Annotated in this window: 12 protein-coding genes; 7 read left to right on the top strand and 5 right to left on the bottom strand. The window is 51.6% G+C overall.

The genetic code is table 11. The features are described 5' to 3' along the window. Nucleotides 1-154: 154 nt before the first annotated feature. The 3 genes from HNQ57_RS06140 to HNQ57_RS06150 all read left to right on the top strand — a co-directional run bounded on the left by HNQ57_RS06140 (nucleotide 155) and on the right by HNQ57_RS06150 (nucleotide 3398). Nucleotides 155-925, top strand: a complete 771-nt coding sequence (locus tag HNQ57_RS06140) for an SDR family NAD(P)-dependent oxidoreductase (protein WP_184461720.1) — start codon at nucleotides 155-157, stop codon at nucleotides 923-925. 73 nt (nucleotides 926-998) lie between these two features. Next, nucleotides 999-2231 (top strand): acetyl-CoA C-acetyltransferase, encoded by a 1233-nt coding sequence (locus tag HNQ57_RS06145; protein ID WP_184461946.1) that lies wholly within the window; start codon nucleotides 999-1001, stop codon nucleotides 2229-2231. Between the two features lie 18 nt (nucleotides 2232-2249). Then, on the top strand, nucleotides 2250-3398 hold the full coding sequence (locus HNQ57_RS06150; protein ID WP_184461721.1) for an acyl-CoA dehydrogenase family protein: 1149 nt from the start codon (nucleotides 2250-2252) through the stop codon (nucleotides 3396-3398). A 16-nt stretch (nucleotides 3399-3414) separates the two neighbouring features. Here HNQ57_RS06150 and HNQ57_RS06155 read toward each other — a convergent pair whose 3' ends face one another. Further along, nucleotides 3415-4230, bottom strand: a complete 816-nt coding sequence (locus tag HNQ57_RS06155; RefSeq protein WP_184461722.1) for a queuosine precursor transporter — start codon at nucleotides 4228-4230, stop codon at nucleotides 3415-3417. Nucleotides 4231-4388: 158 nt separating this feature from the next. Between HNQ57_RS06155 and HNQ57_RS06160 the strand changes: the two genes are divergently transcribed. After that, nucleotides 4389-5117 carry an SDR family oxidoreductase gene (locus HNQ57_RS06160; protein ID WP_221301600.1) on the top strand — a complete coding sequence of 243 codons (729 nt, stop codon included), beginning with the start codon at nucleotides 4389-4391 and terminating at the stop codon, nucleotides 5115-5117. A 9-nt stretch (nucleotides 5118-5126) separates the two neighbouring features. Here the strand turns inward: HNQ57_RS06160 and HNQ57_RS06165 are convergent, their stop codons facing one another. The 4 genes from HNQ57_RS06165 to HNQ57_RS06180 all read right to left on the bottom strand — a co-directional run bounded on the left by HNQ57_RS06165 (nucleotide 5127) and on the right by HNQ57_RS06180 (nucleotide 8427). Next, nucleotides 5127-5348 carry a DUF3820 family protein gene (locus HNQ57_RS06165; protein WP_008246857.1) on the bottom strand — a complete coding sequence of 74 codons (222 nt, stop codon included), beginning with the start codon at nucleotides 5346-5348 and terminating at the stop codon, nucleotides 5127-5129. Next, entirely contained in the window at nucleotides 5348-6031 is a 684-nt protein-coding gene (locus HNQ57_RS06170) for a TetR family transcriptional regulator (RefSeq protein WP_184461724.1), read from the bottom strand. The genes HNQ57_RS06165 and HNQ57_RS06170 overlap by 1 nt, the downstream gene beginning before the upstream one ends. Before the next feature lie 91 nt (nucleotides 6032-6122). Then, complete coding sequence (locus HNQ57_RS06175; protein ID WP_184461725.1) at nucleotides 6123-7271, bottom strand: fatty acid desaturase family protein; 1149 nt, start codon at nucleotides 7269-7271, stop codon at nucleotides 6123-6125. A gap of 28 nt (nucleotides 7272-7299) precedes the next feature. Further along, nucleotides 7300-8427 carry a ferredoxin reductase gene (locus HNQ57_RS06180; protein WP_008246862.1) on the bottom strand — a complete coding sequence of 376 codons (1128 nt, stop codon included), beginning with the start codon at nucleotides 8425-8427 and terminating at the stop codon, nucleotides 7300-7302. A 343-nt stretch (nucleotides 8428-8770) separates the two neighbouring features. On the opposite strand from HNQ57_RS06180, the gene nadA reads away from it, so the two are divergent. The 3 genes from nadA to HNQ57_RS06195 all read left to right on the top strand — a co-directional run bounded on the left by nadA (nucleotide 8771) and on the right by HNQ57_RS06195 (nucleotide 12441). After that, a complete protein-coding gene (nadA, locus tag HNQ57_RS06185; RefSeq protein ID WP_008246868.1) occupies nucleotides 8771-9820 on the top strand; it encodes a quinolinate synthase NadA in 1050 nt (349 codons plus the stop codon). Beyond that, on the top strand, nucleotides 9817-10569 hold the full coding sequence (locus HNQ57_RS06190; RefSeq protein ID WP_008246870.1) for a class I SAM-dependent methyltransferase: 753 nt from the start codon (nucleotides 9817-9819) through the stop codon (nucleotides 10567-10569). Before nadA ends, HNQ57_RS06190 begins: the two co-directional genes overlap by 4 nt. Before the next feature lie 1062 nt (nucleotides 10570-11631). Further along, nucleotides 11632-12441, top strand: coding sequence for an enoyl-CoA hydratase-related protein (locus HNQ57_RS06195; RefSeq protein WP_040802643.1), 810 nt, complete (start codon nucleotides 11632-11634; stop codon nucleotides 12439-12441). The last annotated feature ends 52 nt before the right edge of the window (nucleotides 12442-12493 follow it).

Consider the following 12493-nt stretch of genomic DNA (forward strand, 5'->3'; position numbering starts at 1 on the left):
ATTTTTAACTAGCTCAATGTCATTGTTTTGGCGCTTGTCACCGGCGCAAAATGCGCTCTAATTAATTTGTGGTGCGGTGGCCGCACAAAATAAGCTTATTGGGGCAGTTTCCGCCCCGTTATATTAATCACGCACTCGGGTGCTGGGAGTCGATATGAACATTCAAGGCAAGGTAGCGGTAGTTAGTGGTGGCGCATCAGGCATGGGCTTAGAAATTGTGCGGCGCTTGGTTAGTCTCGGCGGCAAGGCGGCAATATTTGATTTAAATGCTACAGCTGGCGCGGCGGCCGTCGCAGAGCTGGGTGAGTCGGTGGTTTTTGCCGAGGTTAACGTTACCAGCGAAGATTCCATTAAGGCCGGTATTGAGCAGACCATGGCGGCCTTCGGCGCGATCCATATTTGTGTTAACTGCGCAGGTATTGCCACTGGCAGCAAAACCCTTGGTAAAAACGGCCCGTTCCCACTGGATTTGTGGAACAAAACCTTGGCCGTAAACTTGACCGGTACCTTCAATGTACTGCGTTTGTGCGCTGAGCAAATGGCAAAAAATACGCCTGAGAATGCCGACGGTGTTTGTGGCGCAATTATTAATACCGCGTCGGTGGCCGCCTTTGAAGGTCAGGTTGGTCAAGCAGCGTACAGCGCCAGTAAAGGCGGAATTGTCGGTATGACACTGCCGATTGCCCGCGACCTGTCAACGATTGGTATTCGTGTTAACTGTATTGCCCCCGGCTTGATCAATACCCCCATGTTTGAATCACTGCCCGCGCCGGTGTATGAAGCATTGAGCAGCACGCCGCTGTTCCCTAAGCGTCTTGGCCGCGCCGCTGAAATAGCGCACATGGTGACCAGTGTTATTGAGAATGACTATATCAACGGTGAATGTATTCGTATGGACGCCGGTTTGCGCATGCAGCCTAAATAATTACACGATAAATTCTGATAAATACCGCAAAGGAGGGCTTCCGGGCCTCCTTGAAAATTGAGTGGAGCTAATGATGACTGAAGCGTGGATTATCGACGCCTGCCGCACCCCCCGTGGTATTGGTAAATTGGGTAGAGGGGCTTTGGCCGATATTCATCCCCAACAATTGGGGGCTTGCGTGCTTAAAGCACTGGTAGACCGAAATACCTTAAATACTGCCGATGTCGATGACGTAGTGTGGGGCACCAGCTGCCAAAAAGGCCGTCACGGTGGTGATATGGGTCGTATGTCGGCGCTCGATGCTGGCTTTGATATCCGCTCTAGCGGTGTGACCTTAGATCGCTTTTGCGGCTCGGGTATTACCAGTGTGAATATTGCGGCCGCCTCAATTATGTCGGGCATGGAAGATGTCGTCATTGCGGGCGGCGCTGAGATGATGTCGAGCTATGGTCACGACAATGGCCTGCCGGTAGTGATGGACAGCGGCAATATGCGTCTGCGCGCCCGCCACCCGCAAACTAATCAAGGGGTGTGTGCTGATACGATTGCGACCCTGGAAGGTATAGATCGCGAGGCACTGGACAAGCTTGCGGTGGTAAGCCAGCAGCGCGCTGCTCACGCGATTGAAAACGGCTATTTCGACAAGTCCTTGGTGCCGGTATACCACGAAGATGGTCGCCTGGCGCTGGATCGCGAAGAGTTTCCACGGCCGAGCACCACCATGGAATCCTTATCGCAATTAAAGCCGTCTTTCCCGGCCTTGGCCGATCAGCCGCTAGACGAAGAGGGTACGACTTACCGCTCATTAATGCAGGCAAAATACCCCGATATTCAAATTAATCACGTTCATCATGCGGGTAACTCATCCGGTGTGGTCGATGGTGCGGCGGCAATTTTGTTGGCCTCTCCGGCCTATGCAACTAAGCAGGGCTGGAAGCCAAGAGCCAAAGTGCTGGCGATGGCAAATATGGGCGACTGCCCAACATTAATGCTAAATGCACCCGTTGCTGCCGCTGAAAAAGTATTGAAAAAAGCGGGACTCACCATCGACGATATTGATCTGTTCGAAGTGAATGAAGCATTTGCCGTGGTTTTGGAGCGCTTTATCCGTAAACTCAATATAGACCGCGACAAGATCAATGTTAACGGCGGCTCTATGGCGCTGGGGCATCCGATTGGCGCGACCGGTTCGATTCTTATTGGCACGGTGCTAGATGAGTTAGAGCGCCGCAAACTTAAGCGCGGGCTCATTACCATGTGTACGGCGGGCGGCATGGCGCCGGCGATTATAATTGAGCGTATGTAATACAGGCGGATAGCAAGCATGAATTTAAACCTCTCAGAAGAGCAGCAATTTATTCAGCAAACTGCACGGGATTTTGCCGAGAAGGAACTTGTCGGCAACGCTGCCACGCTGGATGCAGGTCAGGGCCAAGACGAATTTTTAGCGAATCTTAAAAAGCTCGCTGATTTAGGTTTTATGGGGCTGAATGTCGATGCCGAATACGGCGGCACCGAAGCGGGGACCGTGGCGTTTAGTTTGGCAATTAGCAGTATTGCCCGAGGTTGCGCCTCTACTGCAGTGACCGTGTCGGTTACCAATATGGTGGCCGAAGTGATTCAGTCGGTGGCGAGTGCTGAGCAGAAGCAAAATTACCTGCCCAAAATTTGCTCCGGTGAATATTTGGCGGCGGGCTTTTGCCTAACCGAGTCGGGTGCCGGCTCAGACCCCTCGGGGATGAAAACCACCGCATTGCGCGATGGCGACAGCTGGGTTCTAAATGGCTCCAAAGCCTATATCACCAGTGCCGAGTACGCTGGGGTGTTTGTCGTGTGGGCGGTAACCGACAAAGATGCGCCGCGCGGTAAGGGCATTTCCTGCTTTTTGGTTGAGCGCGAAGTGGCTGGTCTTACTGTGGGGCCGGCTGAAGAGAAAATGGGCCAGAAAGGTTCGGCAACCAATCCGGTGTATTTTGATGATTGCCGTATTCCTGCCAGCGCGCTAATGGGCACCTTAAACCGTGGCTATCAAGTGGCTTTGGGTGAGTTGGCCGGTGGTCGTATTGGCATTGGGTCTTTAGCGTTGGGTTTGGGTGAAGCTGCACTCGACTACGCCAGAGACTACGCCAAAGAGCGCCAGCAATTCGGTCAGTCCATCGCTAATTTTCAGGGTTTGCAATGGATGTTGGCTGACGCTTACACCGAAATGGAAGCGGCGCGTTTGCTATTAATGCAAGCGGCGTTCACCAAAGAGAGTGGCGGCGATTTTGGCAAACAGGCCTCTATGGCTAAATTATTTGCCTCGGAAGCCGCCAACCGAGCGTGTTATACCGGTCTGCAAATTCTGGGCGGCAATGGCTATAACCGTGAGTACCCCCTGGAGCGCCTGGCCAGAGATGTGCGGATTACCAGTATTTATGAAGGCACCAGCGAAATTCAGCGCATGATTATTTCACGCAGTGTATTTAGTTGATTAGTCCGCTTTAGTGCTAGTGCGAACTGGCCAGTGCCTGTTGTTTTAAGGTGCTGGCCAGTTCATCGCCCAAGTATTTTTCAATTATATAGTGCACGCCATACAGCACCGGCGTCATGACCACGGCCATCATAAACTTGTAGATATAGTTCACTACGCCAATCGCAAAAACCAATTGTAAACTCCAGTCGGCGCCAATATAAAAGGCGATGAACAGCACAACAAAACTGTCGATAAACTGGCTGACCAATGTAGAGCCGGTGGCGCGCAGCCATATCCAGCGCTCCCCAGTGATTTCTTTCACTCGGTGAAACACTTTTACATCAATAATCTGACCAAGTAAAAAGGCGACTAGGGAGCCAAGAATAATCCACAAACCCTGACCAAACACCAATTTAAATGCCGCATCGTAATCGCTGACCAGCGTCCGTAAATTATCCTGCTCACTCTGTGGGAGTGCTGGGCTAATATGGGATTGCGGCCAAAAATCCGCTGGCACTAAATGAATGCCAATAAAAAACATGGCAAAGGCGTACACAATTAAGCCCGCGGTGAGGTAAGACAATAACTGCACACCGCGCTTGCCGTAGTATTCGTTAATAATGTCGGTAAGTACAAAAACAAAGGGCCACAGTAAAACCCCGACCGTGAGATTGAAAGAAAGGTGTTCAATACCAAAAATATTGAGGTCAAGTGGCGGTATACCGAGGGTATGCTCGAGGGAAAATATTTTTACGCCAATCAATTCCGCGATTAAGGCATTGGCCACAAAAAAGCCGCCCAGAAGAATAAATAAGCGGGTGGCCTTATTATTAAGGGTATTGCTAATCATGGGCGTATCCTAATGGCGAAATTGCGGAGCGGGAATACTGACGCCGAAATGCGGTAATATGGCGGATCAAGGCATTTTACATTAATCGACCTTGGTCGACAGTTTTGTGCGGTAAAGCGATTTATGCACACTAGATGATTAGAGCGAAGCGAGTTTCTATGTCAGTTCAACATTACGCACCATTGGTGCTTATCACTGGGGCCTCGCAGGGCATTGGCGCGGCGATCGCAAAGTGCTTTGCCAACGCCGATTTTCCGGTGCGCCTTGCACTGCTTGCTCGCACCCGCAGCGGGCTGATGGACGTCGCGGCGGAGTGCGCCAAGGCGAACTCGGTAAAGATATACACCGTTGATGTGAGCGACGCGGAGCAGGTGGCTGATTTCGCCCAGACACTCAAGTCAGAGATGGGCGAGGTTGACGTGCTCATCAATAACGCCGGAAGTTGGCTGGGCAGCAGTATTGTGGATATGGCGGTAGCCGATTTTGACCGGATTGTCGCCGCTAATTTGCGCAGTACGTTTTTGCTTTCGAAAATGGTTTTACCTGCAATGATTGCAAAGGGGGCTGGGGATATTTTTAATATGTCTTCAACGGCGGGTTTCGAGGGCTACGCTGGGGTCTCGGCTTATTGCGCTGCCAAACACGGGGTGAGTGGGTTTACTAAGGCGCTGCGCGAAGAAGTGCGGGGTAAAGGCGTGCGGGTGTGTTGCGTGTCACCAGGGCCGACTCATTCTCCTTCGTGGCAGGACAGTGGTGTGGCCAAAGAGCAGTTGATGCCCGCCGAAGATGTGGCGCGCGCATTCTTAGCGATATATAAACTCGACCGCAATGTGGTGGTAGAAGATATTGTACTGCGGCCGCAAGCTGGGCATATTGTCAGTAACTGAAAAGGGCAATTAACGCAGCAAAGGCCGCAACATGCCCTCTAAACCATTGAGTTTGATTTCATACATCAAGCCCAATTGCTCGCCAAGTTTACCTGCCGGAAAACCCTGTTTGTGAAACCACACTAAATAGGGCTCCGGCAGTTCTAGTAATTTTCGGCCCTTGTATTTACCAAAGGGCATGACTTGGTTGACTGCATCGATCAGCTGTTGCGGGTTTTGCTCGAGATCCATTACGGCTTCCCAGTCTTGCTGGTATCGTCGCTCAGTGCTTTATTTTGATTGCTCTGCCATGAGTTTGCGCCAAGTGCGATGAGGCGAAGCTGCTTTTCTGCGAGGACGATGAGTTCGTCATCGTCTTCGCCTCGGGGTCTGGCCATCAATTGTTGGTTCACGATTTGTATCATGGAACGGATCATTAGGTTGGCGAGCATCCGCAAGTCCGACTCACTCCAATTATCGTGAGTCACCAAGCGACTTAAATCGCGGGCCAGCTCACTTTCTAATTGCTTGAATTCATCGTTGATTGCCTCGCGGATGCAGGCAACGCCTCCAAAACTCTCTCTGGCAATAAACTGAAACTGACGGCGATGGGCGCGAACATAGGTAATAAACGTCTCGACCGAGCGGCGAATAATCAGTTCTTCCGGTATCGGGTTAGCGCGCACCGTGATGAGCATGGCGCGCAGGGTGCTGAACGAGGTGGTTACCAGCTCAAGGCCGAGGGTGTTCATGTCGGGAAAATGCCGGTAAAAGGCGCCAGGAGTAATACCAACTTCGCGGGTAACTTCGCGAAGGCTGATAGCGTCGAAACTTTTATCGCGACTAATGAGTTCCAGTACTGCTTCCAGCAAGGCCTGTCGGGTATTGATTACAGTGTCACTGTGGCTGCGGTGGCGTTTTTGCGGGCGACTCATTGGGGCTGGCTACTCATTTTTGCTAGGGCAATACCGTTAAGTGTACAAGCCCCAGCCGGTCGAGGCTACGACTTGTACTGCGCCCAGTCGATTAAGCGGCCTGTGGTGCGGGGGTGTTACGTGGTGGTAACGCGAGCTTGAATATTTTTACCCACACCGTGGCGTACTGGCTGTACAGCGGTCCAGTATTGTAAGGCAGACCGTATTTCTCACAGATTTGGCGAACCTCAACCGACATTTCAGCGTAGCGGTGGGCGGGCACATCGGGAAACAAGTGGTGCTCAATTTGGTGAGAGAGGTTGCCACTCATTACATGGAAGAGCTTGCCGCCAGTAAGGTTGGCAGAGCCAAGCAGTTGGCGGTAATACCAGCGGCCACGGCTTTCGTTTTCGCAGGACGCTTCGGTAAAGCTGTGTACGCCATCGGGGAAATGTCCGCAAAATATAATCGAAAAACTCCATATATTGCGAATGACGCTGGCGCTGACATTGGCGGCGAGAACGACCGGAAATAAGGGGCCAGCGAGTAGTGGATAAAGGATGAAGTCCTTACCCCAGATTTGTGCGGTTTTACGCAGTGACAATTTGAGCTCTGGCCAAACGTCTTTAAAGGTTTTTCGACCGGAACGAAGACTGTCGATCTCTACACCGTGCAGGGCGACGCCCATATCGAAAAACAGCATGAGCAGGGTGGCAAATATCGGGTTAGCGAGATAGGCAGGGTGCCATTTTTGCGCGGGGTCCATACGCAATATGCCATAGCCGATGTCGCGGTCTTTATCGAGAATATTGGTGTAGGTGTGGTGCTCGTAATTGTGGGAGTAAGCCCATTGGTCGCCGGGGCAGTTGGTGTCCCAATCGTAATGACGGGAGTGAAAGCGCGGGTCGCCCATCCAGTCGTATTGGCCGTGAATAATATTGTGGCCAATCTCCATATTATCGAGAATTTTGGCGATACCCAGGCCAATACTGCCAGCACTGAATAGCAGCCAAAACAGCGGCCAGCTGGCAATGCTTAAGGCTATGCTGAAACCGAAGAGTGAGGCTGGTAAAAACAACAGCGATGCAAAAATACTCAGACGCGCGCCAATGGTGAGCAGATGGTGAATCTTAACCAATTTTTTGATGTAGCGGGCGTCCCGCTCGCCGCGATCGGCGAGGGCGCGCTGCTTTACTGCTTCGATTTCAGCGCCGAAAGCGTCGAGTAGCGCTGGGTTCATCGCGGTGGTGTTGGTATTCATTTTATTTCTTCTCCAGTAATGTCGATCGCTATAGGGCGAGGCTGACATCGCCAAGTGGCTGGGAAATACACAGGCGAATATATTCTTCACCGTGACTGATTTCACCGCTGTTCATATTGCGCACGCTGCCTTCGGTTTTAAGGCAGCTACAGCTATGGCATATCCCCATGCGGCAACCTGCTTGAGGCTGCAGACCGGCGGCTTCAGCTTGCTCCAGCAGATTTCGGCTGTCGCTGCTGACTTCACAGTGGCTATGTTTAAAGGCCAGTGTGCCAACGACCTCGGTATTGCCGGAGACACTGCTGACCGCTTTGAAACGCTCAGCGTGAAATTTCTCGCCGTGTCCGAGCAGCTGGTACTCCTCGCTAACGGCCTGAATTAAGGCTTCGGGGCCGCAAACAAAGCACTCGGGCAAGCTCAGCGCACCGGTGTGGCCGCTAAGCGTATTTTTAAAGCTCAGGGCGGCGAGTAAATGCCGTTGGCTAAAATGCCCGCTCAATTCACCAGTTCCATCGCTGAACACCGGTAATAGCGAGAAGTTGGCGTGGGTACTAGCAAGTGCCTGCAAGCGCGAATGGAAAAGGGTATTCGCTTCATCGCGGTTGTAATACAACAGGGTAATACCACCCTTGTAGCCTTGCTTTAAGACGGATTCCAGCATGGCCATGATCGGTGTGATGCCGCTACCTGCTGCGACCATCAACAATGCGCCGGGCAATTGTGGCGGCAGCACAAATTCGCCCATTGGCGGTGAAAGGCGAATTAAATCGCCAACCTTTAACTGACGATTAATTTGCGTGGAAACAAGGCCGTCTGCCTGCGCCTTTACGGTAATTGCAATGCGTCCGGCGCGACGGTTTAAGGAGTAACTGCGGCTGTGTAGGCGACCATCAATTTCGATATACACCTGGCAAAACTGACCGGGGCGAAAGCCGGGCCACTCGCCATTTGGCGCTAACACCAAGGTCACCGACTCGTCGGTTTCCCGGTGAATTGCCGTGATATAGGCCGGAATTCGATTCTGATCCAGCGACCACATCGGATTCAGCACTTCTAAATAGCGGCCCATTCCGTTTGGGGCCGCGAGGGCATTAATCAGCCGAGAGTCGGCAATTCGACGCCAGGTACTACGCGATGGATTCGTGCTGAGCTTCATTGCTTTCTCCGTGTAGTGGATAGTGATAATTAAATGTGTTTGTGAACATGTGTGCACTTTATGCGCGCAAAAGCCTTAAGTCAACGGGTGTTTACAAAAAATTTACATGTATTTCCATTTGCCTTTCTGGAGTATTTTTGTTCTAAGTCATTGAAATTATTAAGTTGTCATCTGATTTTATTGATATTTACACCTGTAAAGTTTTTAATTTTGCTGATTTTTACCAATAGCTTTGCAGCCACAATCGCGACGCTTTGCCGGCCATCAACGCGTGCGGCTGGGATTGGCAATAACTATTCTGTTAAACTTCGCCCCCCAGTATCCGCCTAGAACGAGATTGAATATGACGGAACAAGCTTCTGCCCAGCAGGTGGTTCGCGATCATTTGGCCAAGATTCACGAGCAGCCTCAGGTGCCCGCCGCCGAACGCGTTGAACTGCGAGATAAAATCAAACGCTTGCTGAAAGAGCGCAATGCGGTGCTGGTTGCCCATTACTACACCGACCCAGAAATTCAGGCCTTGGCCGAAGAAACTGGCGGCTGCGTTTCTGACTCGCTGGAAATGGCCCGTTTTGGCCGTGACCACCCCGCGTCGACCTTGGTCGTGGCCGGGGTGAAGTTTATGGGCGAAACCGCAAAAATTTTGTCGCCAGAGAAGCAGGTGTTTATGCCGACCTTGGAGGCAACCTGCTCTTTAGACATCGGCTGCCCGATTGAAGAGTTTTCGGCATTTTGCGACCAGCATCCTGATCGCACCGTGGTGGTGTATGCGAATACGTCTGCTGCTGTAAAGGCGCGAGCCGACTGGGTAGTGACCTCAAGTATTGCGCTAGACGTTGTTGACCATCTCGACAGCGAAGGCCAAAAAATTCTGTGGGCGCCAGACAAACACCTCGGCGATTATGTCCGCCGCGAAACCGGTGCCGATGTATTGCTGTGGGATGGCGCCTGTATTGTTCACGAAGAGTTTAAAGCCCAAGGCATTCTCGATCTTAAAAAGGTCTACCCAGACGCCGCGGTACTGGTGCATCCAGAATCGCCAGCGAGCGTCGTGGCAATTGCGGACATGGTCGGTTCAACCACCCAAATCATTAACGCGGCGCGTGACCTACCGAATAAGCAAATGATCATCGCCACTGATCAAGGTATTTTCTACAAGCTGCAGCAGTTGGTGCCAGATAAAGAGTTCATCATAGCGCCGACCGCTGGTAGTGGCGCGACGTGCCGTAGCTGTGCAAATTGCCCGTGGATGGCCATGAACGCCTTGGATAATCTCGCCTATGTGTTAGAACACGGCGGCAACGAAGTACACGTCGACCCCGCTCTCGGGGTGCAAGCCATGAAGCCGCTCACCCGGATGCTGGACTTTGCCGCGGCCAAGCCCAAGTCTTGAGTAGCTCACCAGCACCGGTATTTTATAAAACCAGCGCCGCCTGCGATGCCATGGCGGCGCGCTTGGGTTTGGACCTTGTAAAAAAATGGCTGCCAAACTCAGAACAACTTTATGTTTTTTTTGAACAAGGCCGTCTCGGCATTGGCTTAGCGCCTACGCAGCGCGAGAATCCCGTCGCCGTGGATTTTGTTCACGCTCTGCAGCACCGCCACCCCGGCAAAGAATTATTAATCAAAGCGTTAGGTGGCAAGCGGCCAACGGTAGTTGACGCGACTGCCGGTCTCGGTCGCGACAGCTTTGTGATGGCCACTAACGGCTGCACTGTGACCATGTGCGAGCGCATGCCAGTGGTTGCCGCACTACTAGAAGACGGCTTAATGCGCGCCAATATCAGCATCGACACTATGGATATCGCGGCCAGAATGAGCTTAGTGAAGTCAGGCGCCGCAGACTATTTGGAACAGCTTAGTGCGATAGATTGCCCGGACGTGGTCTACCTCGATCCCATGTTCCCAGTGTCCGGCAAATCAGCATTGGTTAAAAAAGAAATGCGTCTCTTCCACTCGCTGGTAGGTTTAGATGAAGACAGTGCTGCCTTGCTGGATATTGCACTGCAAAGAGCGCGGCACAGAGTCGTTGTTAAGCGCCCACCCAAGGCGCCGTATTTAGCTGAGCGCAAACCCCAGCTCTCGGTGACGGGCAAAGCGGTGCGTTTCGATATTTATCCGCTCAAGGCGTTTGCCAAATAATTACGGTTTATTTTTTTGCGTGTGATCATCTCGTTGCGGCGTTTTATTTTTTTAGATGCCCGCACATTCAATTTGTGCTGGCTACACATAAGCGTGTGATACCCAAACATGTAATGTGTATTGCCCACGCTTTAAATTTGCCATCACTACGCAGGCCTATATCCATAAAGTCGTCATATCTGTGCTGGTAGTATTCGCAAACTCGTCATACCTGCGTAGGTAGTTATCCATGAGAGCTGACGCCAAACTGTCGTTTATCAATAATTGCTTCAGACGGTCACTCCGTTGCTCCGATGGACCCCTGCCTTCGCAGGGGTGACGATTTAGTCGTATCCCATCACGCCCGAGAATTTCGTCATGCCTGGGCAGTCGATAAATAGCACATTGTTCTCTTACCCCAGTGAAGGATTTAAATAGGACAATTTTTCATTCAGGTTAAATATTGCCCTACGACCATGGGGCGATGACATCATGATCTACGCGTCTTGGCAAAAGGCGTTTAACAGCGCAGTTACAATATTGTCAATCGCCTGCATTTATACGCCCGGAAATCGTCGCATCAGCTGAACGCGGCATTAAAATATCGGTGCTGGACCGTCGGGTGCAAGTGAACGCCGCAATATTTGGAACCGAAAGCGAGGACATGTAATCACAATTCGTATCACTGCTCTCCCGCGGGGTAGTGCAGTTTCACACCGGGGAGCTTGCGATTGTTGAGGGCGCAGACACAGATATAAAATGGGTGGCGTCTGAACATTGGGTGTTGAGTTTGGCCGGTAGCTATACGGTGATTGAGCCTCGGTGTTTGTCAGCGCCCATGCGTATTAATACTGCTGCACGTGGGCGTAGTGCTGGCTTATGCTATTTCGTGGTACCGCTGCGGTAATCGCCACTCGGAATGGCAGCCGTTTATGATGCTGGGTTTACCTAATGCGGTTAAGCGCTTAGGCTTATTAACGCTTTCTGCTGCGGGGTGTTGAAGAGGGACGTTAAAAGGCTGATAGTGGTAGTATTACTTCCGCGTTATAGTTCGTTTAATCGCCAAATTACGGGATAAAAATAATGAGTAAGGAAAGTGCTCCTGTCGGTGTTCGTAGGCTCGGACGGGTTTTATACATAACCCTGAGTCGGCCTGCGCTAAAAAATGCGATAAATGAGGACATGGTTACGACACTTTATCGTAATCTTCGCGAAGCCGCCCAAGATGATAGTGTTGGAGCGGTTGTGCTAGAAGGTTCTGGCGACGCCTTTTGTGCGGGCGCTGATATTAAAAATTTAGCCTTGGGGGCGGAACATACCCGTAAATACTCCACTGAGGTGTTATTGCGTGTTGGCGCCGAAGCGGCGATGTTGCTGCATGAAATGCCCAAACCAACCATAGCGATGATTCGCGGTCCGGCAATGGGCGGTGGCTTGTCGCTGGCGCTAGCCTGCGATTTTCGCGTTGCCGATAGCACCGCCAGCTTAAGCTATGCGCATACCAAAATTGCCCTTTCAGGGGATTTTGCGGCGGCCTATTTCTTAAGTAAATGGATGGGAGCCGGTAAAGCTCGCGAGTTTTGCCTATTAAACCCTGTTTATGGTGCGCAAGAAGCCTTCGCCAGCGGTTTGCTCAGTAAGGTGTGCGAGGACTCAGAATTAGAGGCTGACGTGGAAAGGTTGGCAACGCGCTTAGCAGAAGGTCCTACCAATGCCTTGGCCTGTATTAAGGCTAATCTTAAGAATGCGCAAGAAATGAGCTGTGAAAACTATATTGCGGAAGAAATTAAGAATTTCCAGCGCTGCCGTAATAGTGACGAACACCGTGAAGCGCTTAAGGCCTTTATTGAAAAGCGCGAGCCTAATTTTCCTCGTCAGCAGGTTCGGGGCTAGCCGTAAGGCTGGCCTTCCGCGACGTTAGACATCATTGTGTAAACCACACCCG

It is taken from the genome of Zhongshania antarctica (assembly GCF_014202945.1).
Classification (GTDB): domain Bacteria; phylum Pseudomonadota; class Gammaproteobacteria; order Pseudomonadales; family Spongiibacteraceae; genus Spongiibacter; species Spongiibacter antarcticus.

What these genes read in the sequence shown, in the direction of transcription:
- HNQ57_RS06140 (WP_184461720.1), top strand. Translation starts at nt 155, where the DNA reads ATGAACATTCAAGGCAAGGTAGCGGTAGTTAGTGGTGGCGCATCAGGC.
- HNQ57_RS06145 (WP_184461946.1), top strand. Translation starts at nt 999, where the DNA reads ATGACTGAAGCGTGGATTATCGACGCCTGCCGCACCCCCCGTGGTATT.
- HNQ57_RS06150 (WP_184461721.1), top strand. Translation starts at nt 2,250, where the DNA reads ATGAATTTAAACCTCTCAGAAGAGCAGCAATTTATTCAGCAAACTGCA.
- HNQ57_RS06155 (WP_184461722.1), bottom strand. Translation starts at nt 4,230, where the DNA reads ATGATTAGCAATACCCTTAATAATAAGGCCACCCGCTTATTTATTCTT.
- HNQ57_RS06160 (WP_221301600.1), top strand. Translation starts at nt 4,389, where the DNA reads ATGTCAGTTCAACATTACGCACCATTGGTGCTTATCACTGGGGCCTCG.
- HNQ57_RS06165 (WP_008246857.1), bottom strand. Translation starts at nt 5,348, where the DNA reads ATGGATCTCGAGCAAAACCCGCAACAGCTGATCGATGCAGTCAACCAA.
- HNQ57_RS06170 (WP_184461724.1), bottom strand. Translation starts at nt 6,031, where the DNA reads ATGAGTCGCCCGCAAAAACGCCACCGCAGCCACAGTGACACTGTAATC.
- HNQ57_RS06175 (WP_184461725.1), bottom strand. Translation starts at nt 7,271, where the DNA reads ATGAATACCAACACCACCGCGATGAACCCAGCGCTACTCGACGCTTTC.
- HNQ57_RS06180 (WP_008246862.1), bottom strand. Translation starts at nt 8,427, where the DNA reads ATGAAGCTCAGCACGAATCCATCGCGTAGTACCTGGCGTCGAATTGCC.
- nadA (WP_008246868.1), top strand. Translation starts at nt 8,771, where the DNA reads ATGACGGAACAAGCTTCTGCCCAGCAGGTGGTTCGCGATCATTTGGCC.
- HNQ57_RS06195 (WP_040802643.1), top strand. Translation starts at nt 11,632, where the DNA reads ATGAGTAAGGAAAGTGCTCCTGTCGGTGTTCGTAGGCTCGGACGGGTT.